The sequence below is a fragment of the Propionispira arboris genome, assembly GCF_900109225.1.
GTDB classification, from domain to species: domain Bacteria; phylum Bacillota; class Negativicutes; order Selenomonadales; family Selenomonadaceae; genus Propionispira; species Propionispira arboris.
This window is the reverse complement of the sequence record NZ_FNZK01000001.1, coordinates 391,679-412,555: the sequence shown is the minus strand read 5'-3', so window position 1 is coordinate 412,555 and position 20,877 is coordinate 391,679. Positions and strand designations below refer to the sequence as shown.

General features: G+C 38.0%; 17 protein-coding genes and 1 riboswitch. Of the genes, 1 reads left to right on the top strand and 16 read right to left on the bottom strand.

Features of this window, described 5'->3' with window-relative positions; translation table 11 throughout:
* Nucleotides 1-14: 14 nt before the first annotated feature.
* The 9 genes from BMY14_RS01830 to BMY14_RS01790 all read right to left on the bottom strand — a co-directional run bounded on the left by BMY14_RS01830 (nucleotide 15) and on the right by BMY14_RS01790 (nucleotide 10,672).
* Entirely contained in the window at nucleotides 15-395 is a 381-nt protein-coding gene (locus BMY14_RS01830; RefSeq protein ID WP_091828671.1) for a VOC family protein, read from the bottom strand.
* 71 nt (nucleotides 396-466) lie between these two features.
* The gene (locus BMY14_RS01825) at nucleotides 467-2,353 is read right to left on the bottom strand and encodes an ABC-F family ATP-binding cassette domain-containing protein (RefSeq protein WP_091828670.1); all 1,887 of its coding nucleotides are present in this window, start codon (nucleotides 2,351-2,353) and stop codon (nucleotides 467-469) included.
* Nucleotides 2,354-2,460: 107 nt separating this feature from the next.
* Nucleotides 2,461-3,129: a cytochrome b/b6 domain-containing protein gene (locus BMY14_RS01820; RefSeq protein ID WP_091828669.1), complete on the bottom strand. Its 669-nt coding sequence runs from the start codon at nucleotides 3,127-3,129 to the stop codon at nucleotides 2,461-2,463.
* Nucleotides 3,130-3,144: 15 nt separating this feature from the next.
* Nucleotides 3,145-3,456, bottom strand: coding sequence for an iron hydrogenase small subunit (locus BMY14_RS01815; protein WP_091828668.1), 312 nt, complete (start codon nucleotides 3,454-3,456; stop codon nucleotides 3,145-3,147).
* Nucleotides 3,457-3,473: 17 nt separating this feature from the next.
* Nucleotides 3,474-4,688, bottom strand: coding sequence for a [FeFe] hydrogenase, group A (locus BMY14_RS01810; protein ID WP_281246410.1), 1,215 nt, complete (start codon nucleotides 4,686-4,688; stop codon nucleotides 3,474-3,476).
* Nucleotides 4,689-5,383: 695 nt separating this feature from the next.
* Nucleotides 5,384-6,715, bottom strand: coding sequence for a hemolysin family protein (locus BMY14_RS01805; protein ID WP_091828664.1), 1,332 nt, complete (start codon nucleotides 6,713-6,715; stop codon nucleotides 5,384-5,386).
* 69 nt (nucleotides 6,716-6,784) lie between these two features.
* Entirely contained in the window at nucleotides 6,785-7,945 is a 1,161-nt protein-coding gene (locus tag BMY14_RS01800) for a DEAD/DEAH box helicase (protein ID WP_091828662.1), read from the bottom strand.
* A gap of 41 nt (nucleotides 7,946-7,986) precedes the next feature.
* Nucleotides 7,987-10,269: a DNA topoisomerase 3 gene (locus BMY14_RS01795; RefSeq protein WP_091828657.1), complete on the bottom strand. Its 2,283-nt coding sequence runs from the start codon at nucleotides 10,267-10,269 to the stop codon at nucleotides 7,987-7,989.
* A gap of 28 nt (nucleotides 10,270-10,297) precedes the next feature.
* Nucleotides 10,298-10,672, bottom strand: a complete 375-nt coding sequence (locus BMY14_RS01790; RefSeq protein WP_091828654.1) for a YkvA family protein — start codon at nucleotides 10,670-10,672, stop codon at nucleotides 10,298-10,300.
* A gap of 227 nt (nucleotides 10,673-10,899) precedes the next feature.
* Nucleotides 10,900-11,071, top strand: a riboswitch (Lysine riboswitch).
* 95 nt (nucleotides 11,072-11,166) lie between these two features.
* Between BMY14_RS01790 and BMY14_RS01785 the strand changes: the two genes are divergently transcribed.
* Nucleotides 11,167-12,420, top strand: a complete 1,254-nt coding sequence (locus BMY14_RS01785) for a diaminopimelate decarboxylase family protein (RefSeq protein WP_091828652.1) — start codon at nucleotides 11,167-11,169, stop codon at nucleotides 12,418-12,420.
* An 89-nt stretch (nucleotides 12,421-12,509) separates the two neighbouring features.
* Here BMY14_RS01785 and pfkA read toward each other — a convergent pair whose 3' ends face one another.
* The 7 genes from pfkA to BMY14_RS01750 all read right to left on the bottom strand — a co-directional run bounded on the left by pfkA (nucleotide 12,510) and on the right by BMY14_RS01750 (nucleotide 20,822).
* On the bottom strand, nucleotides 12,510-13,469 hold the full coding sequence (gene pfkA, locus BMY14_RS01780) for a 6-phosphofructokinase (protein WP_019552087.1): 960 nt from the start codon (nucleotides 13,467-13,469) through the stop codon (nucleotides 12,510-12,512).
* A 278-nt stretch (nucleotides 13,470-13,747) separates the two neighbouring features.
* Nucleotides 13,748-14,563: a PTS mannose transporter subunit IID gene (manZ, locus tag BMY14_RS01775; protein WP_019552086.1), complete on the bottom strand. Its 816-nt coding sequence runs from the start codon at nucleotides 14,561-14,563 to the stop codon at nucleotides 13,748-13,750.
* A 32-nt stretch (nucleotides 14,564-14,595) separates the two neighbouring features.
* The gene (locus BMY14_RS01770; RefSeq protein WP_019552085.1) at nucleotides 14,596-15,396 is read right to left on the bottom strand and encodes a PTS mannose/fructose/sorbose transporter subunit IIC; all 801 of its coding nucleotides are present in this window, start codon (nucleotides 15,394-15,396) and stop codon (nucleotides 14,596-14,598) included.
* Nucleotides 15,397-15,480: 84 nt separating this feature from the next.
* Complete coding sequence (locus BMY14_RS01765) at nucleotides 15,481-15,957, bottom strand: mannose/fructose/sorbose PTS transporter subunit IIB (RefSeq protein WP_019552084.1); 477 nt, start codon at nucleotides 15,955-15,957, stop codon at nucleotides 15,481-15,483.
* A complete protein-coding gene (locus BMY14_RS01760; RefSeq protein ID WP_019552083.1) occupies nucleotides 15,957-16,388 on the bottom strand; it encodes a PTS sugar transporter subunit IIA in 432 nt (143 codons plus the stop codon). Before BMY14_RS01760 ends, BMY14_RS01765 begins: the two co-directional genes overlap by 1 nt.
* A gap of 276 nt (nucleotides 16,389-16,664) precedes the next feature.
* Complete coding sequence (locus tag BMY14_RS01755) at nucleotides 16,665-19,445, bottom strand: sigma-54-dependent transcriptional regulator (RefSeq protein ID WP_091828651.1); 2,781 nt, start codon at nucleotides 19,443-19,445, stop codon at nucleotides 16,665-16,667.
* A 21-nt stretch (nucleotides 19,446-19,466) separates the two neighbouring features.
* Nucleotides 19,467-20,822 (bottom strand): lipase family protein, encoded by a 1,356-nt coding sequence (locus BMY14_RS01750; RefSeq protein ID WP_091828650.1) that lies wholly within the window; start codon nucleotides 20,820-20,822, stop codon nucleotides 19,467-19,469.
* Nucleotides 20,823-20,877 lie beyond the last annotated feature (55 nt).

The following is a 20,877-nucleotide window of genomic DNA, read 5'->3' as shown; positions in this document are numbered from 1 at the left end:
TACTGCTAAAAAGACTAACTCTGTGACGTATGATCCTTCGGTATCACTTCTAACCAATATCCATCTGGATCAGCAATAAAATAAATCCCCATTTTTTTATTTTCATAGCAAATACAGCCCATTTTTTCATGCAAGGCATGAGCAGCTGCAAAATCATCCACACAAAATGCCAAATGAACTTCATTTTCACCCAAATTATATTTTTCCGTACGTCCATGAATATAGGTTAATTCCAATTCATGCGATGTAGCACCGTGATCACCTAAATACACTAAAGTAAAACCCTCACGATCAAGCCGTCTCACCTCTTCAAGTTCCAAAGCTTTTTTATAAAAATTGAGTGACTTATCTAAGTCCAATACATTAAGATTATTATGCAAAAATTTAAACTTCACGTATCCCGCCTCCAAGTTAATTTTAATTCGATTTTCTCTATTAATTTCGCTACCAAGTGCATTTATCCTGCTTATCTTTGTTGTTCTGCTATATCTTCTAAATACGCCCAACGTTCCATAAGTGCATCTAGCTTGGTCTGCAAAAGCTGCTGCGTTTTTGTAAGTTCATTTAATTTTCCATAATCAGCACCAGCTGCATTGATTTGCTGTACCACAACGGACAGTTCACCTTCTGCACTTGCAATGACTGCTTCAATTTCAGCATATTCACGTTGTTCTTTAAAAGTCAGTTTCCGGCTACAGATTACAGGCTGTTCTTTAACAAACTTCTCCTTCGCATCGGACAGTTTGTTTTTTTCTTCATGAACTGCGGCCGTCTCCATTGCAGCTTTATAATAAGAATATCCGCCCAAGTACTGTGTCAATTTACCACCTTCACCGTAAACAAAAACTTTATCGGCTAAACGATCAACAAAAAAACGATCATGTGACACGAAAATAATTGCACCATTAAAATTATCAATAAAATCTTCCAATATAGTCAATGTCTGCAAATCCAGGTCATTCGTCGGTTCATCAAGTAAAAGCACATTTGGCTCACTCATTAAGATCCGAAGCAAAAACAATCTTCTTTTTTCGCCTCCAGATAATTTGGCAATTGGCGACCATTGCAAATCACTGGGAAATAAAAATTTTTCCATAAGCTGTGTCGCACTAATCTTACTGCCATCGGCCATTGTAATAAAATTAGCCACTTCACGGATATATTCTACGGCTCGCAGTTTTTCATCCATTTCGATATTCGTTTGAGCAAAATAACCAATTTTCACAGTCTGACCAATGATTAAAGTACCAGTTGTAGGGATCAGTCTACCTGCAATTAAATTTAAAAGTGTTGTTTTACCTGAGCCATTTGGTCCTAAAATACCAACACGGTCATTACGCAGCAAAATATAAGAAAAATCATCTAAAATTGTTTGATCCTCTATCCTATAGCCTGCATGTTCAATCTCAATGATCGTCCGTCCAAGCCGGCTGCCACCAAGACCAATTTCCACTTTGCCCTGATCCAGGTCCACTTTATTATTTTTCAATTCTTCAAAACGATCAATTCGCGCTTTTTGTTTCGTTGAGCGAGCTTTTGCTCCACGCTGCATCCAGGCAAGTTCTGTCCGCAGCAAATTTTGCCGTTTACGCTCAGAAGCACCTTCACGATCTTCGCGTTCAGCTTTGAGTTCAAGAAACGCTGTATAATTACCTTGGTACGTATAAGCTTTTCCCTTGTCCAGTTCCAAAATTTTAGTAGCCACACGATCAAGAAAATACCGATCATGCGTTACCATCAAAAGAGCACCCTTCACTTTATGCAGATATTCTTCCAGCCAGCCAATCGTCTCACTATCAAGGTGATTGGTCGGTTCATCCAATATCAATAAATCACAGGGATGGATCAGTGCCGATGCCAAAGCCACTCTTTTTTGCTGCCCGCCTGATAATTCGCCAAGTTTCAACGTGAAATCAAAAATGCCAAGTTTCGTTAAAATAGCCTTTGCATCACTCTCGATCTGCCAACCATCCAATTCATCGATTCTTTGCGTAAGATTCATAAGCTTCGTTTGGACTGCAGTATCTTCCTGATTCTCCATTAAAACAATTTCATACTCTCGTAAAACTTCCATAATCGGTTGTGTTCCTTTGAATACTTCCATCAGAACTGTATGATCCAGTGCAAGATCATGATCTTGCGACAAATATTCCACCTGAATGTTTTTCATTGTAATAATATTACCCGAATCCGGTGTAACTAAACCAGCAACCGTTTTAATAAAGGTTGATTTCCCTGTACCATTTACGCCAACGATACCAATTTTATCACCATCGTCGATACCAAAACTAATCTTTTCAAAAAGTGTTTTTTCACCATATGTTTTCGTTAAATTTTCTATTGATAAAATCATAAAATATTAACCCCTAATTTCAATCTTTAAGCTTTAATTATACCTTGTTTCACACAAAAAAAACAGTCTGCTCAATATTTATCAAGCAGACTGTTCAATCTATGAATTTAGTTGGTTGTTTCTACAGGTTCAATATCTTCATTGACCCATAATTCATTATGATGTTTGGCATCATTTACCCGCATGGTTCCATCACCAAACATACAAACGCACTCTTTCCAATTATAGATACTAAGGACAATATGTCCACAAACAACACAAATCGTTAGTCCTAAGCCCACAATTAAATGAATTAAATCCGCATAAAAAGCAATTTCTTTTGGTACCATCGGAAGTGCTGCATATAAGATCCAGCCAGTTACAACAACAAGAATTGTACCAATAAATACCATAATACCCATCATCTTTTGTCCTGAATTCATTTTGCGCATAGGTGGAACCGGAACAATTTTACCCAAAAATATTTTTTGCGGATAACCACCGGAAACTTTCATCCACGCAACATCATCTTTCGTCCAAGTGAATATTTCTCGCCAAAAAGCCACAACACGTTTATGTCTAAAGATAAAAAAGAGTACGCAGGCTAATGATAAAACCCATGCGCCGACAATATGAACCATCATCAATACATTCATCATATCTCCACTAAACGGCTTCAACCATATTGCGATGCCTGTAAACGCTGTTGGCAAAAAGCCTAAGATCAGCCCCCAATGGAATAACCTTGTCCCTGCTTCATGTTTTAACACAACTGCATTGTCATCATATTTTGTCATCGATACATCCTCCTATTAGCCTAATTTCGTCCGATCAACATATTGGGTATGAAATAACTTTTCAGCCACCGGACTCAATGGTTTATTAGCCAGCTTCGCATACATATCCATTAAACTTTTGTTTTTATGGCTTTGACGAAGCGCACTTTTTTCATCATCTTTATAAAGACCAGCTGTACGCAATTTAATATATTTATTGCGGTCTTCGACCACATCTGTAATTGCATAGGCACCAGACCAAAGAATCGCAGCTGCCACACCGGTCAACGCGACAAACTCACGACGCGTTACTTGAATTGCTTTTTCAATATAATTATAAGTTGCCATGTTCATTTAACCTCCTATTAAGACCAGGGGAATATAGCTTTGGTTTTACCAAGCCATGACGTTCCCATTGGATTGATGGGCTGACCACCGCCATTGACACAGCCCGCTGGACAATTCATCACTTCGATAAAATGATAAGGTGAGGTTCCTGCTTTAATATCAGGAAGAAGTGCTTCAACATTTTTAGTACCATGCACCACAGCGACTTTAAGAGTGATTTCTTTATCCGTTCCTTTGACTTTCATCAAAACATCTGCATATTTCACAAACTCCAGACCACGTACTGGTTTATAGGAAAGATCTGCCATCTCTTCACCAGTCACCACAAAATAAGCCGTTCGAAGTGCAGCTTCCATGACGCCGCCAGTTGCACCAAAAATTGTTCCCGCACCAGTATATTCCGCTAAAGGATTGTCTTTTTCTGTAGCTGGTTCAACCGTTTGTAAATCAATGCCTTTTTTCTTGAGCAGCCGTGCCAAATCGCGTGTCGTTAAAACAACATCCGTATCCGGATAATCAGCACTATGACCATGTTCTTTCCAATACTTTGCCGCCGAATGAAATTCAGGACGTGAAGCCTCTAATTTTTTGGCCGTACAAGGATACACTCCAACCACATAAATTTTTTCTGGTTCGGTATGCCAAACTTCTGTAGCACCATATGTTTTCACCACTGGACCTGCCATCCCTTGCGGTGATTTAGCTGTTGATAAATGATCCAAAAGATCCGGATGATTTAATTCTATGTAACGTACCCAAGCTGAACAACAAGATGTGAACTGTGGTAATGCTCCCAGATGATGCGTAGTAGGAACCCCCAGTACATAATGCTTGATTTTTTCAACCAGCTCCATGCCTTCTTCCATGATCGTATTATCCGCAGCAAAATTTACATCCATAATTTTAAAACCTGCTTTTTTTAGTGCCCCATACATTTTTTCAGTCACCAAAGATCCCGGTTCCATACCGAATTCTTCACCCAAGGCAACACGTACTGCTGGTGCAATCGTTGCGACAACAGTAATATTAGGATCATCGAGTTTTTTCATGACTTCATCAACTGCATCCACTTGATCTTTGATGGACCCAAACGGACAATTCACTAAACACTGACCACACTGCAGACATTTTGTTGAATCAATATGATGTATTGCACCATATTTACCCTCAATCGCATCGGCTGGACAAAATGATTTACAAGAGTCGCAGCCCTTGCAAATTTTGGGATCAATCTGAATGATTTCAGTTAATTCATGTTCTTGATAAGATTTTATAATAATCTCCCCCAGTCTTAATAAGGACAGACATCAATAAAAAAATCACTTTAATAATCAACAATTCTATCAACAATCAAAAAATTTTATTACTTTAATATGCCCTAACACCTTGAAATAGGTAGCACAATTCACAATAAAATGCAGTTTACACTATAAATCCATCTCATTCCAATAAATACGCATATTAGTAGAAGGATATCATCACTAAAATATCCCTTAACATATCCATTAAAAATCAACACGCTCTCAGCAAGCTGCATAAATCATATGAATTGATATGATAAATTTTATCTTTTATACTGAAATATAAAAGAATGTTTTCATTTTTGAAAAAACACATGCCATCTCTATCAAATCAATGATCATTCGATTATGCACTACACTATTTATATTTATTATACACTACGATACCTTAGAAAGTACAGTGTTATATATAAATATGATGCATAATTTTCCCAATAATCATTAATAATATTTATTATATTATAATTAAAAATAAAATATGTACTACTTTTTTTACTTTTGTACAAAAATCCGCCTGCCATGTAAATTTTCACAATTATTTGCTTTTAATGAAAATCACCTACGCAAAAACAGACAGCAACAATCTGCTAAAAAGCAGACTGTGCTGTCTGTAAAAAAGTCATTTATCATTCAATATCATCGGAGTCTCGTTCCAATATATAATGCAATTTAATCAAAACACGCGTAATTCGCATGTGATCAACCTCTTCAACAAAAAACTGATCACCATGATAGATAACTTTATGACCGACTTGCGGTGGTATTTCTATTCTTGAATAAAGCCATCCGCCAATCGTATCAACATTGTCTGGATCAAGATCCATTTTCAACTCATCATTAAGCTCTTCAATAAGCAGCCGCGCATCAACCGAGTACGTATCCTGTGAGCGCTGTTCTATCATTGGTCGGTCTTCATCAAATTCATCCTGAATCTCACCGACAATTTCTTCAACAATATCTTCAATCGTTACAAGTCCGGCAGTTCCTCCATATTCATCAACCACAATAGCAAGTTGCGAACGAGTCTTTTGCATGAGTTTTAAAAGATTACTAAGTGACATGGATTCCGGTACCACCGATGCTGGTCTAACTAATGTACGAAGTTCTGGTTTTTCGCCGACATAAAGTCCGCGAAGCAAGTCTTTAATATGCAAAAAGCCAATAATGTTATCTTTATCTTCTTCGCAGATTGGATAACGCGTTAACTTTTCTTCCAAGGCAATTTTTACATTTTCTTCAAAAGAATCCTCTGTATAAAGACAAATCATATCTGTACGCGGAATCATAACTTCACGTACATTACGCTCCGAAAAATCAAAGACATTATCCACAAAAGTAAGTTCCGTTTTATCAATATAACCCTGCCTATGGCTTTCTTCCATTAATATACGTATTTCATCTTCAGTATGGGCAGCATCACCCGCATTCGAAACTTCAATACCAATGATTTTCCGCAGAACCCAGTTGGCCACATGATTCAACATCCAAACGATTGGGTACATCACTTTATGAAACAGAATCATTGGCAAGGCCACACCTAAAACAACAGCCTCCACTTTTTGAATAGCCAACGATTTTGGAGCTAACTCTCCTAAAACAATATGTAACGCTGTAATAAAAGAAAAGGCTATCACAAACGCTACTGTGTGCCCAACTTCAGCCGGAATTCCGATAAATACCAGCAGTGGATTAATAATTACTGCCACTGCTGGTTCACCTACCCAGCCAAGACCAAGTGAGGCCAGCGTTATACCAAGCTGCGTCACTGAAAGGGATGCATCTAAATGATCGACCAGTTCTTTTGCATATTTTGCCTTTGTATTTCCTTCTTGTATCAACATTTCAATTTTGGAAGAACGCACCTTTACAATAGCAAACTCTGCTGCCACAAAAAATCCGTTCAGAAACACCAAAAAGAAAACAATTGCCAAATTAAATACAGCCGTCAAAAAATCCAACCACGTCCTATTCGCTCCCTAAAATAGCTAGGGAGTAATAGGTTCACCTCCTAAAAATTCTCTCATACTTTATTTCCAATGTTTTGGTTTCACCATAAAATCAACAATTTTTCCATTCAGCATTTTTTTTGGCACAAATTGTAAATTTAACTTTTTACCAATTTCTACAAAATGGGTAACTTCTTTCGAATCCACAAGTGACACTGCAATGCCAGTGGCCCCCGCTCTACCGGTTCTACCAGCCCGATGCAGATAAATCCCCTCATTTTCCGGTATATCTAAATTAATAACATAATCAATATCCGGTATATCCAGACCTCTTGCCGCTAAATCTGTTGCTAGCAGCAATGTGACTTTGCCCTTTGTAAAATCGTCAATTGCTTTTTTACGAGATAATTTATCAGCATCTCCCGTAAGAGCAGCAACTTTAATATCATTATATGTTAGATTTTCTATAGTTTTCCCAAGATCATACATTTTATTAACAAAAACCAAACCGCGCTTCACTGGGAAAAGTTTCGTTAATTTACGTAATACTTCTATTTTATCACGAAATGTTGTAATAAAATAGAAATTTTCAATCTGTGGCTGCAAAATCAAATCATCGCCTAATTTTACGATCGTTGGATTTAGAACAAAACTCGCCCGTTTCATTGTTTTAGCAGCAATCGTTGCTGAAAAAAGAAAATGCTGGCAATCTTTTCCGATACATTTCAAAACCTGCTCAATTGACTCTTGATTTTGATCATCCAGCAAACGATCCACTTCATCCAAAACCAAAAACTTAACTTGCTGCATTTTCAGTTTTCCTTTTCTTTGCAGCTCATTAATACGTCCCGCTGACCCAATAACAATTTGTGGCTTTTTTTTCAGTTTTTCAATTTGTCTGGTAACATTCGCACCACCAATCAAAGATAAAGATGTAATCTTCATTTCCGCTTTCTGAACCACCAACTGAACCTGATGAGAAATTTGCATAGCAAGTTCATAGGTTGGTGCCAAAATAACCGCCTGCACGGCGGAAGATTCCAGATCGATTTTTTGCAGAATTGGTAATAAGTAAGCTAAGGTTTTACCAGTGCCTGTGGCTGAGCGCCCAACAATATTATCACCTTTTAATGCAGCTGGAATCGTTTGTTCTTGAATTGGTGTCGGCTGCAGAAAATTCATTTCATCTAAAGCCTTAACTAAATCAGGTTGTAATCCCAACGCCAAAAATTTTTCACTCATATGAATGATCCCCCTTATATATAAGTATCTTCTTTTATCTGTTACGTATTAAGCTTCGGTTTCCCATTTTCATCATCAAAAGTAGCGGTACAGCGAGGATACTGATTGCATCCCCAAAAAAATCCATTGCGCCCATTCATACGTCGCAAATTTCCCGTTTGACAACCAGGACAATGCACAGAGCTGACTGGTGCGGATTTTTCCATATGTTCTGGCACGTTGGCTGATTTTCCTCTTTTTTCCGGTTCATTCTTCATCTGTGCAATCATCGCCTGCGCGGATAACATAGACGGCAAACCAACTGTTGAATTATTCGCATTCACACTATAACTCTGCCGAACGAGTTTTGGTTTCCCATTTTCGTCATCACAACTCATATGGCAGCTTGGATAATTTGAGCAACCCCAAAAAGGACCATTTTTCCCCGTACGCTGTATCAGTACTCCCTTTTTACAACGCGGACAAGGATGATCTCCTTTTATGGGCAAATGAATATCATTTGCCTTTAAGCAAAGCAATTTTGTAAACTCAATCTGTGCCGTTAAAAAGTCATTTAATTCGCCATCACCATCCGCCATCGAATGTAAATGGTCCTCCCAAATTGCCGTTGAATCAGGGTAAGTCATTTCATCTGGTAAAGCATCGACCAAAAGATAAGCAGCAGCCGTGGGAAACAAATATTTTTTTTTGCCCTCTGAGTTTAAAAAATCACGTTTGATTAAATCATCAATAATCGTAGCTCTTGTTGCCTCGGTACCAATACCATAAACATCTTTAAGTTTTTTCTTTGCTTCTTGATCTTTCACATATTTATGGATTTCCTTCATACCAGCCAATAAAGTCGCTGCTGTAAAGCGTACTGGTGGTTTCGTGGCTCGATTATCGATTTTAGCATCAATATATTCTACCACGTCTTTTTTTTGCATAGCTGGTAGGGCTGAAACAGCATCCTCGCCTTTATCATCATCGTCTACCATCGAAGAATACAAGGTTTTCCATCCCACTTGTTTGATGACACGCCCACTGACAGCAAAAATTTCTTTTTTATATAGAACCTCAACTCTTGTCTGATCATAAACATGCAGAGGAAAAAACTGTGCAATATAAACTTGTGCAATGAGAAAATACAAATTTCGTTCCGTTTCACTTAAAGAAGCCAATTTAACCTTTACCTGGGTTGGTATAATCGCATGATGGGCTGATATTTTTTTATCATTCCAAGCACGACTCTTGATTTTCAAATCCGTACCTTTAGCCCACTGCGCTAAAGCAGAATCATCGATCTGAGCTAAATTAGCCAAAATAATTTTCGCATCACTCCACTGATTTTGCGGCAAATAATCACAGTCGGAACGAGGATATGTCGTCATCTTTTTTTCATAAAGTTTCTGCGCTGTATCTAAGACAAGCTGGGGTTCATAACCAAAACGTTTTCCTGCCAGCACTTGCAGTGACGAAAGAGAGAACGGTAAACGTTGTGCTTCTTTTTTTTCGGTTGTTTGATACAGTGAAACCTGTCCAATTGTTTCCGACTGTGCAAAACCCTCCACGAGTTTTTGCGCGACTTTCTCATCCAATAAGCGCCCTTCTGCATCAAGTCCAGCCTGCTCATCATTCGGTTTCCACACAGCTGAAAAGTTTCCATTTTCATGGGAGAACTCTGCTTTTATTGTAAAATAATCCACAGGAACAAATGCCTTTAGTTCACGTTCCCGTCGAACTACTAAAGCCAGTGTTGGTGTTTTCACCCTGCCAATCGGCAAAACCACTTTATGTCCAGCCCGTCGTGCCGCCAAAGTATAAGCACGTGACAAATTCATACCAATCAACCAATCCGCTCTCGCTCTTGCCAACGCGGATTGTTTGAGATTGAAAAAATCACGATTATCACGCAACGTTGCATTCGCTTTTTTGATACTTTTTTCATCAAGCGCATTCAGCAAAATGCGCTTAACGGGTTTATTATTTTCTACATAATCCAAAACTTCATCAATCAAAAGCTGCCCTTCACGATCCGGATCTCCAGCATGAATGATTTCATCCGCTTTGTCAATCAGGTTTTTAATAATGTAAAACTGTTTTTCACATGATTTATCAATCAATAATTTCCATTTTTGCGGAATAATCGGTAAATCTTCCGTTTTCCACATTTTATATTTCGCATCATATTCATCTGGTTCGGCCTGTCGTAAAATATGGCCGAACCCCCAAGTAACCACGCCGTCTTTCGTAACAAGGTACCCGTCATGTCTTGCAATTGGACCAGTAAGGCACTTTGCAATCTCAGCTCCCATGCTCGGTTTTTCGGCAATATATAATCTCACTAAATTTACACCTCATCAAAATCCCCTATTATTTCATTAGCAATGAATATATGACCCAGAAAATAAATACCATCCAAGTCACCAGAAAAACAGCCAAAGCAAAAAAAATATAGGGTAACTTCCGTCCTAAGCGCTGCGCCTTCATTTCACTATCGTGCCGCACACCAGGTGGAAGTATTCTCATAATAAAATAAAGCAAGGCTGGAACAATAACCATATCATCCATAAGCCCTACTACAGGTATTGTATCAGGAATAAAATCAATCGGACTAATCAAATAGCCAACTGCCAATAAAAATAAAACTTTTATGCTTCTTGAAGTTGCCGGATTTCGCACTGCAATAAATAAAACCAACAAATCTTCACGAAACATTTGTACCCAGCGCCAAATTCTCATCCACATAAAAATTTTCTCCTTATAACAATAAATATTACTTTTATTTTATCACAAAAAAACAGCTAACCCTAATTATTTCGTTAAAAATCAAATGTTTCTTCGTTTACCGCCTCGCAAAAGATCACCACTGAATCAAAAAGCCGTAAATATTTTTTAATGACGATTGATTCTAATTTTCAATTGACACTTATCTTGAATATTGTTATAATACATACCAATATAATATTTACATATTTACAGATAGAGGTGCGATAAATCAATAGTACCTATGCAGAGTTACCAACGTTGATGTATAGGAAAAGGGATTATCGCCGAAATAATTTTCGAATGGTAAAGGAGAATTATTGGTCTTGGGTTGAATAAACACCAGACTGTCATACAAACGTATGGAGTGCTATCTTGCATGCTATAAATACGTAGCGATTTGCGAGAAGCTTTCTTTCGAATCGCTTTTTTGTTTCCGATAAGTATGTAAAATCAATTGGAGGTATTATTAATTTATGGCTGAAAAAATCTTCCCAATTTCACAATCTCAACTTGAAAAAATTATTCAAAAATATCCAACACCTTTTCATATTTATGATGAAAAGGCTATTCGCCTCAATATGCGCCGCTTATTCAAAGCTTTTTCCTGGGCACCTTCTTTTCGTGAACATTATGCCGTAAAGGCAGCACCGAATCCGCGTTTATTGCAAATTCTTGCTGAAGAAGGCGCTGGTGCTGATTGCAGTTCCTTAGCGGAACTAATCTTATCCGATAAAGCTGGGATCCACGGTGAAAAAATCATGCTCACATCCAATGATACACCAGCGGATGAATTTCAAAAAGCAATCTCTTTGGGTGCAATTATCAATCTTGATGATATTACCCATATTGAATATTTAGAAAAAAATGCCGGGTTTCCAGAAGTATTATCCTTCCGTTACAACCCTGGATCCTTAATTGAAGGCAATGACATTATTGGCAAACCAGAAGAAGCGAAATATGGTTTGACAAAAAAACAATTGTTTGAAGGCTACCAAATCTGCAAAGATAAAGGCGTAAAACGTTTTGGTCTGCACACTATGGTTATTTCGAATGAATTAAACCCAAATTCCTTTATTGCAACAGCGGAGCTTATGTTTAATCTCGCTGTTGAAATTAAAGAAAAGCTTGCCATTAATCTGGAATTTGTAAATTTAGGCGGCGGTGTTGGAATTCCCTACCGCCCAGAAGAAACTGCTATTGATTTAGAATATATTGGTGCTGGCATTCATACAGCATACGACAAAATCATCCGCCCGGCAGGTTTGAACCTGGCCATCGCTATGGAACTTGGTCGTGCTATCACAGGTCCTTATGGATATCTTGTCTCGACTGCACTTCATGAAAAGAAAACATACAAAGACTATATGGGACTTGATTCTTGTATGGCGAATCTGATGCGTCCGGCACTTTACGGTGCGTACCATCATATTACCGTAGTGGGCAAAGAAAATGCACCCTTAGACCATACGTATGATATTACAGGTTCACTTTGTGAAAATAATGATAAATTTGCAATTGACCGTCAATTGCCAGCCATTGACATCGGGGATCGTATTGTGATTCATGATGCCGGTGCCCATGGTCATTCTATGGGATTTAATTATAATGGAAAACTTCGTTCGGCTGAACTCTTATGGAAAGAAAACGGTGATGTCGAACTGATTCGCCGGGCCGAAACACTAGATGATTATTTTGCTACACTTCACTATGATGGTTCCGTATTTTAAATACGAACTATAAAATTCAACCAAAACTCCTACTACAAGAAAACCCCCGCTGCGCAAACGCGCAGTGGGGGTTTTCTTTTCTTTTTCTTTTATGCTAATACACGTGCTAAACGAATCAATTCCGGATCCAGGGTTTTTTGATTATGTACCGCATCATTGAGATCAATGCTAACCACTTTCCCTGCATCAAAACCAAACACTACATTTGATAACCCAGAAATTAATGCCAAAGCAGCTTTTTCACCGAGCATGCTTGCTTTAATGCGGTCTTCCACACTTGGTGATCCACCGCGCTGGATATGTCCTAAAACCGACACTCTTGTATCAATGCCTGTCTTTTCGCCAACTTCTTTACCAATTTCAATAGCACTGCCAGCGCCTTCAGCAACAACAACGATGCTGTAACGTTTACCACGATCATAAGCTTCCTTAAGTTCCTGACACATATCATCAATATTATATTTTACTTCTGGAACCAGAACATATTCTGCCCCACCGGCAATCCCAGTTGTCATTGCGAGCCAACCAGATTTACGTCCCATAACTTCAATAAGGATAATGCGACGATGTGCTGAAGCTGTATCTCTAAGTTTATTGATGGCATCCACAATCGTATTGGCAGCTGTATCAGCACCAATCGTGTAATCCGTTCCCCATACATCATTATCAATGGTACCAGGAAGACCGACAATCGGCATCCCCAATTTGCTCAACAACGCACCGCCCGTTAAGCTGCCATCACCACCGATAATAACCAAACCCTGAATCCCATGTTTTTTAAAATTGGCCATAGCTTGCTTACGGCCTTCTTCTGTTTTGAATTCAGGACTACGAGCTGTCCCCAAAAAAGTGCCGCCTCTTTGAATGATATCTCCTACGGAACGAGATTCCAATTTATACATATCATCTTCAATAGCACCTTTATACCCGTTGTTAATTCCCCAAACCTCAACACCTTCATAAAGTGCCGTACGAACAACGGCCCGTGCTGCCGCATTCATCCCTGGACTGTCTCCGCCGCTTGTCATAACTGCAATACATTTTAGCATAGAATAATTCTCCTTATCTTTTGAAAAATATTTGTCCGTTTCCATTTTAATTGAAACAATTTACAAATAAAAAACTTATTTTTACTTAGTTATAAGGATTGAATATTTTATTTTGACTTATATTTGCTTAAATTTTATTAAACAATCCCCTACGTTTATTTTAAAGACTCTAGTGAAAAATGTAAACCCCTTGGGGTACAAAGTATATTTATTTTTTTACATCTTTAAATTTAAATAGACAAAAAAGGCTATTATAAATAGCCTTTTTTGTGGATTGATTATTTTAAAATACCTAAACCATAACCAATGATACCAACAGCAAATAAGCCGAAGATAATCCAAATTGCATTTACTTTATTTTTCATCAATCTCATGCAGATAAAAGTTAAAATCAATGGAATCAAACCTGGCATTAACTGATCTAAGATCGTTTGAACCGTAGTCGTAACTACTTTTCCATCCTGCATCGTAATCTGCGATACAACCAGAGGAACATTTACCGATGTCCATTTATTAACCAAAGCACCCATTACAAACAAACCTAAGATCGAAGCACCTTCTGTAAGTTTCTGCAATTTATTACCGGCAACATCTTGTACCACATCTGTACCTTTTGTATAGCCATATTTAATACCATACCATCTAACTGCTAAGCGAACTGCATTAAATAAGACAAAAAACAGAATTGGTCCACCAACACTGCCAGTAAGTGCCAAAGATGCACCAAGAGCCGCGGTAATTGGTCTTAAAGTACCCCAGAATATAGGATCACCAACACCAGCTAAAGGTCCCATCATACCAACTTTAATACCGTTGATAACACCATCTGGAATGTCTTTACCATTGGCTCTTTGTTCTTCCATTGCAGCGGTAATACCAATGATTGGTGCAGTTACAAACGGCTGTGTATTATAAAATTCAAGATGTCTTTTAATTGCCTGTTTAAGTTCATCACCTTCATACAGTCTTTTAAGAATTGGCACCATCCCAAAGCAATATCCTAAAGCCTGCATTCTTTCCATGTTCCAAGAACCCTGTGCAAAATTGGAACGGACAAACGCCCAGAAAAAATCACTTTTCGTAAGCTTTTTCATTATTAATCTTCCTCCCTTAAATTCTTCTTAAATTAATCGTCCAAATCGTCATCTGAATCACTGGATCCACCAGCTGCCGAAGCTGCTGCCATTACCTGATATTTAGGATTTAATTGGATGTATACAATAGCGATTACAAGACCAATTACACCAAATGCTACCAGGTTGAAGTTTGTGAAGGCTGCGAATACGAAACCCAAGAAGAAGAAAGGCATCAAATAAGATACGCCCATCATATTAATAACCATTGCGTACCCAACTACTACGATAAATCCGCCGGCTACCTGAAGCCCGCCAGTGATAACTTGTGGAATTGCCGCAAGCAAATCCTGTACAACTCCAGTGCCAATATACATAGCAACAAGAGTAGAAGGAATCGCCACACGAAGTGCCTGAATACCGAGAGCGCCAAGATGGCAAATATCAATTCCTCTTAAATTCCCCTGTTCACCATAACTATCCGCTTTATGCTGAAAAAACACGGTAAGTGTCCGGCAGATAATTGTCAGAACCTGACCTGCTGCTGCAAGCGGCATAGCAATTGCTATCCCGGCACCCACACTCTGATGACCTGCAACTACCAGAATGGTTGAAATAACCGAAGCAAGTGCTGCATCCGGAGCCATCGCGGCACCGATATTCATCCAGCCTAAAGCGATCATTTCAAGTGTACCACCAATAATAATACCTGTTGTCATATCTCCAAGAATAAGGCCTGTAACTGTGCAGGCGATCAAAGGTCTGTGTGTTTGAAATTCATCCAAAACACTACCCATACCAGCCACACAAGATACAATGAAGATCGCAATAATTTGCATACTACTAAGATCCATTATGTTTCCCTCCATTTTATGATATATATTTTTTGTGAAACCATTTTGAGAAAACTTGCCTAATCATGAAACGAATGCATTTTATTATTTTAAAACATCCATCAGCATTACCTTTTTATCTGTATCTACTTTTCTGATTTCAAGTTCAATCCCTTTTTCATTTAATTTTTTAAAGGATTCAACATCCTGATCATTGACAGAAACAGCACCCGTAATCTGACGTTTGCCTTCTTTGAAACTCATCCCGCCGATATTGATCGTTTTGATATCAACACCGCCTTCAACCATTTGCAGTACACTGGTTGGATTGGTAAATAGAAGCAAACATTTCACCGCTTCGTATTTAGGATTATTATAAACACGAATTGCTTTTTCAATATCTACTACACTCGATTTAACTCCCGGTGGTGCTACTTGTTTTAATAAGGTAGCACGAATCGAATCTGCCGCTACATCATCATCACAGACGATAATACGTTCACATTCAGTTCGTTTAGCCCAAACAGTTGCAACCTGACCATGGATTAAACGGTCATCAATTCTTGCTAATACGATATTCATTATAAATCATCCTCCTCATCTTCTTTGATTGCACTGGCATGAAATGTCTGTGCGCCGGCTTTTCCAGCTTCCACTGCTTTATCCATAACTTCTTTAATGTCTAAATGCTCATCCGTAAGCTGTATACCAACCAGTTCAATAAGCATTGGCAGACTAACACCTGTAACAATACCATATTTTTCATTGTTGATTACAAGCCGACAAGCTGCATTATATGGACTACCGCCAAATAAATCATTTAAGAAGATTACCCCTTCTTCTGTATCCATTTCAGCGATTGCAGTTTCATATTTTTTTACTACATCATCCGGACTTTCTCCCGGTACTAAAGTAATTGCTCGAACATTGGTTGTCGCACCGCAAATCATTTCGCAAGTTTTAACAAGTTCTGTTGCAAAATTACCATGTGTCCCTACTAAAATTGCTAGCATGTGAACCCTCCTCAATATAAGTTCCGTTATTGGTGAATAAAATATATAAATGCTAAAACACTTTTTTCTCCACGCCAATATATAATGCAAGCCCCGTGCCAACATTGTGTATCAAAACGAAAGTGATTGATTATGCTTACTTTTCCTTTCTTTTTTCAATAATCAATACTCTATTTATTTTTAAAATACTCTATATTTTATTATCAGATACACTATTTCCATTTATAAAAAAAATACACTACTTCGATTTTTAGCCAAAATAGTGTATTTTTAATACTATATCATATCTGTCATGTAATATATCTCATCCTCAGTAAGCTTGATTTTTAAGCTTCTTTCAAATACACTAGTGGCTTCTGTGATACAATTAAACTTTTGTGTATCAATATTTTGCCGATTTCCGGTATAAACAAGTCCATTATTGATCACCATCCGTTCCAATGCACAGCCACAATGGACAATAAGACGGATTTTAATTGGATTGCTAAACTTCTTACCCATTTTCTTTTCCAATACACTGTCAAATTCAAGTAATACACTCATTACCTTAATTGGATTTAAATACGTTAAGAATTTTTGCAAACTTTCTTCACAAAGTTTCTGCACCACAACATTCTTCTTTTCTTTTTCCACAAATTTAACATTGCTTTTTAGCAAACGGCGTAAAATCGTTTCACCATCACCTTCAATTAATTTTTCCAAAGGAATAAATGGTATATTATAATTGGGTTTGATCATACCGATAGCAGCAATGATTTTATAGTTAATAGCAAGTTCACGAATGACATGATCCAAGTTTTTTATACCAACCGGAATCACCTCAACCTTGCGGTCTACTATATGTAAGAGTATTTCTTCAATCATCTCTTTCAACTTAACAGCAGCCCCGGCACCAGATGTACAAATTGTTACAATCACCTCGCGTCCACCCTCATCTTTATTCCGATTAAACTCTACTACCTCATACCCTTTAAAATTCAATAACGACTCATAAATACTGCTTAAATCCATTCCTACAATATCAGCTTTACGCATCGCTTCCAATATAAGTGGAGTCGATACCATATCAATCGTCTTGACTTGTACTTTAAGGCGTTCCATAATCATAGAACCGAGATTACATAGTGAACCCATATCTGCCAATAATAATACACCCTGTTGATAATTCATTTCCTGCAGCCTTGAGATCATTTTCTCCAAAGTTTCCTGTGGTTTTACCTCTAGCGGCATATCAATCGCAATCAGATTCGGATCATTTGTACTAAAAAGTTTCTGTGCCACTTCCACCATGGATGTGGCTGTACTTTTTCCATGAGTCGCAACCATAATAATTACTTTTTCTTCTTTGTCCTCATCTTCCACCGACTCCAACAGAAGAGCAAAATATTCTATCTCCGCCCTTGGCACTTCAATATGATAATGTTCTTCAATTTTATCCTTAATCTCCACAGCTACTTGAAATGCTAGTGAATCACGTGGAATAGCACCTTCTATTTCACTGTAGGCCAAATCATCTTTGGATTTCACTCGTTTTAAAAAAGCACTTAAATGAAGGCTGAAGGCATATAAGAACCGATCTTTAAACCCACGATTCATCCTATTTTGCACTAGAAGGCTGATTTCTTCCGTAAAATCAACCAGTGTCTTATCGACAATCTTAAGCAGACGTTCTCTCGTTGACATATGTACATCCTGTTTATTATAGAAAGATTTGATATACACATTCACATCGGTTGCCACAATTTGCTTGATTAAATCATCACTAATGCCTTCACCTTTCAAAAGATCCACTTTATCTTCCACTATTTGATACAGATTAAATGGTTCTTTCTCCAAATCTTCCGTTCCCAGAATAACTTTATCCCCTGGCGGCGTAAGCAGCAGTGGTTCATTAATATATTTGCTTAATTCCGCGAGATCTTTGCGATTTGCACTGAGCGTTAAGAGTCCATTTTTTATTTTAGGTGGCAGCATCTTGAAATCAATCTCAATATAGTTTGGATTGTCGATCCCATTTAAAAAAGCTTTGGCACAAAGTAATTTGATATTCGATTTAAGCTGACCAACATTGCCATTACTAATACTACCAATAAGGGCTTTAATTGATTCCACACTAATCTTTACTGGTTTATTAATTCGCTGAACTTCGTCCGTCAACAACAATTTAATAATATCGACTTTTTCTTCCAAAGAACGTTCCATCAGCGGACGAATGGTAATGATATTCGGAATACGCCGCACAAAAGTCTTCGTAAGGGCGGAATTCGGATCTTCGGTCGTAGCACCAATTAACAGTACCTTTGCCTTTCGTTCCCGCGTAGTTTCCCCCAGCCGGTTAAAGGTTCCTGTGTCTATAAAGTAGAAAATCATTTCCTGCCCTTCCGGCGGCAAGCGATGAATTTCATCTAAAAATAAAACACCTTTATCAGCAGCTTCCACCAAGCCTTCTTTTGCTGTATCAGCGCCAGTAAAAGCTCCTTTAATATGTCCGAATATATGTGAAATCAAAAGCTGCGGGTTATTATAATAATCAGCACAATTAAACGTAATAAATGGGCCACCTGTGGGGAACCGATTCATCGTTTTCCCATATTCATACATCATATGCGCAAATAATGTTTTACCTACCCCCGTCTGACCAACAATAAGTGTATGCAAGCCATCCGGCGGATATAAAATAGCCGCCTTGGCTTGCTCGACTTGTTTTTTCAGACTCCGATCCGCGCCAATCAAACGGTCAAAGGGACCTTGCCCTTTGACACCAGTCATTTTTACACACTCTTCAATTGTATTAAATTGGCAAGGCCCCTCAATCACAGTCCCACAAAGTGATTCTACCGTCTGTTTATCAAAATATAGTACGGGACGTCCAATAATTTTAATAATTTTGTCCTGCCGATGCAGTGCATTGAGTTCCATGCTGACATTATTCCTCAATATTCCCAGTTCATCGGCAATTTCTGTTGCATCTACACCAATTCGTCCCTTAAGATTTTCTAAGGTATAAACACTCGATTTCTGTTTAATATATTCATAAATCTTATCAATTCGTTTCACCAGGATCAATCCTCACATTTTTTATCTACTTTCAAGCTTCACTTTTTTGGTATCCATACTATGTTCAAAGTCTGTTTTTATACTTGTTAAATTATGAAGCGTTGCTTGAATCGGTGTAAAATCGCTTGTATTCGTTGAACATATAAAGCTTCCTTGTAAATTTCCGTCAACTGAATAAACATCTTCTTGCAGGTTCACATGAAAAGTATAATGTTCTTTTTGCAACTGTTTCACACTAACAGCGGCAAATACAATACGATCACACCCCGCAGCGGCAGCTTTTACAATTTCTTCTTCAAACGATCCGCGTTTTCCCAGACCAAAGACACATCCCGGCAGCCGATGCCGAAAAACGTCTTTCACTGACTCTTCCATATAATGTCTATCCCCTAAAACATAATCATCCAGAGTCATAGAAAGCGGTGCAATATAAGCCTTTGATTTTGATGTTTTTTGTGTTGGCTGAGCTTCCACATCAAATCCCGCTTGCTGTGCCGCTTCTTTTTTATCATAAAAATTACGTAAAGCTGCATCAAGATAAACTACCATAGCATGTTTGAATTTATCTGAATTTCGATTTTCCTGCCATATTTTTGCCTCACCAAATTGAGTGTAACCACCCGCCAGACCTTGTAAGGAACTTTTCACCGGATCACCCTTTATAACAATACGATCTAGCGAAATTGATTTTCCATAAAGGTCAGCAAAAGCTTGATTTCCAATGGCAGGCGCACCAAATGTGATGACTGCTATTTGCGCAGGATTCACTCCCATAGACTGAAGCCGTGCTGCAGCAATTGTTACCGCTGCCCCGCCCAGACTATGGCCAATTAAATAAACTTTGCGATTTGACTTTTGCTTAAGTAGTTCCGCCAAATATTCACCGAATGTATTACCGCCTTTACCTGGCGTAAAAAATATTGATTGTGTATATTGATGAAACCCTCGATGAATCATCGGATCTGAACTAACCAAATCTGTTTTTTTTGCCGCTTCCTGAAACGATTCCGGTGAATTTCCACCAAAAAAAGCTTTATTAATATTCAAATCCATCGCAATATCTTTTTTTGACTCCGTTCCAGTAACGGCAACTAAATAAACCTCTTTGCCCGCTTCAAAATCATTATTTTCAATAAAAAAAACCTTTTCCGCATCTTTCCTGGACTGTTCATTGATAACCTTCATATCCCAGCCGGCATCGCTCAATTCACTCTGAACGATTCGTCCGATACGATCATTATACGTTCCTAAAGCTACCCAGGCACTAATATATTCAACCCTTGCTGTTTGATATGCTTCTAAGTCATTCGCATATGCAGGTGCCGTATAAAATATCATGGTTAATAAAATAAGACCTGCTAATAGGCTTTTTTTCATTTTGCACCTCTTTCAATTATAGTAATACAGTTTATTCTTAATTATACAAGAGTGT

What these genes read in the sequence shown, in the direction of transcription:
- BMY14_RS01790 (WP_091828654.1), bottom strand. Translation starts at nt 10,672, where the DNA reads ATGTGGATGAGAATTTGGCGCTGGGTACAAATGTTTCGTGAAGATTTG.
- BMY14_RS01750 (WP_091828650.1), bottom strand. Translation starts at nt 20,822, where the DNA reads ATGAAAAAAAGCCTATTAGCAGGTCTTATTTTATTAACCATGATATTT.
- BMY14_RS01825 (WP_091828670.1), bottom strand. Translation starts at nt 2,353, where the DNA reads ATGATTTTATCAATAGAAAATTTAACGAAAACATATGGTGAAAAAACA.
- BMY14_RS01800 (WP_091828662.1), bottom strand. Translation starts at nt 7,945, where the DNA reads ATGAGTGAAAAATTTTTGGCGTTGGGATTACAACCTGATTTAGTTAAG.
- BMY14_RS01760 (WP_019552083.1), bottom strand. Translation starts at nt 16,388, where the DNA reads ATGCTAGCAATTTTAGTAGGGACACATGGTAATTTTGCAACAGAACTT.
- BMY14_RS01765 (WP_019552084.1), bottom strand. Translation starts at nt 15,957, where the DNA reads ATGAATATCGTATTAGCAAGAATTGATGACCGTTTAATCCATGGTCAG.
- BMY14_RS01785 (WP_091828652.1), top strand. Translation starts at nt 11,167, where the DNA reads ATGGCTGAAAAAATCTTCCCAATTTCACAATCTCAACTTGAAAAAATT.
- BMY14_RS01770 (WP_019552085.1), bottom strand. Translation starts at nt 15,396, where the DNA reads ATGGATCTTAGTAGTATGCAAATTATTGCGATCTTCATTGTATCTTGT.
- BMY14_RS01815 (WP_091828668.1), bottom strand. Translation starts at nt 3,456, where the DNA reads ATGGCAACTTATAATTATATTGAAAAAGCAATTCAAGTAACGCGTCGT.
- pfkA (WP_019552087.1), bottom strand. Translation starts at nt 13,469, where the DNA reads ATGCTAAAATGTATTGCAGTTATGACAAGCGGCGGAGACAGTCCAGGG.
- BMY14_RS01820 (WP_091828669.1), bottom strand. Translation starts at nt 3,129, where the DNA reads ATGACAAAATATGATGACAATGCAGTTGTGTTAAAACATGAAGCAGGG.
- manZ (WP_019552086.1), bottom strand. Translation starts at nt 14,563, where the DNA reads ATGAAAAAGCTTACGAAAAGTGATTTTTTCTGGGCGTTTGTCCGTTCC.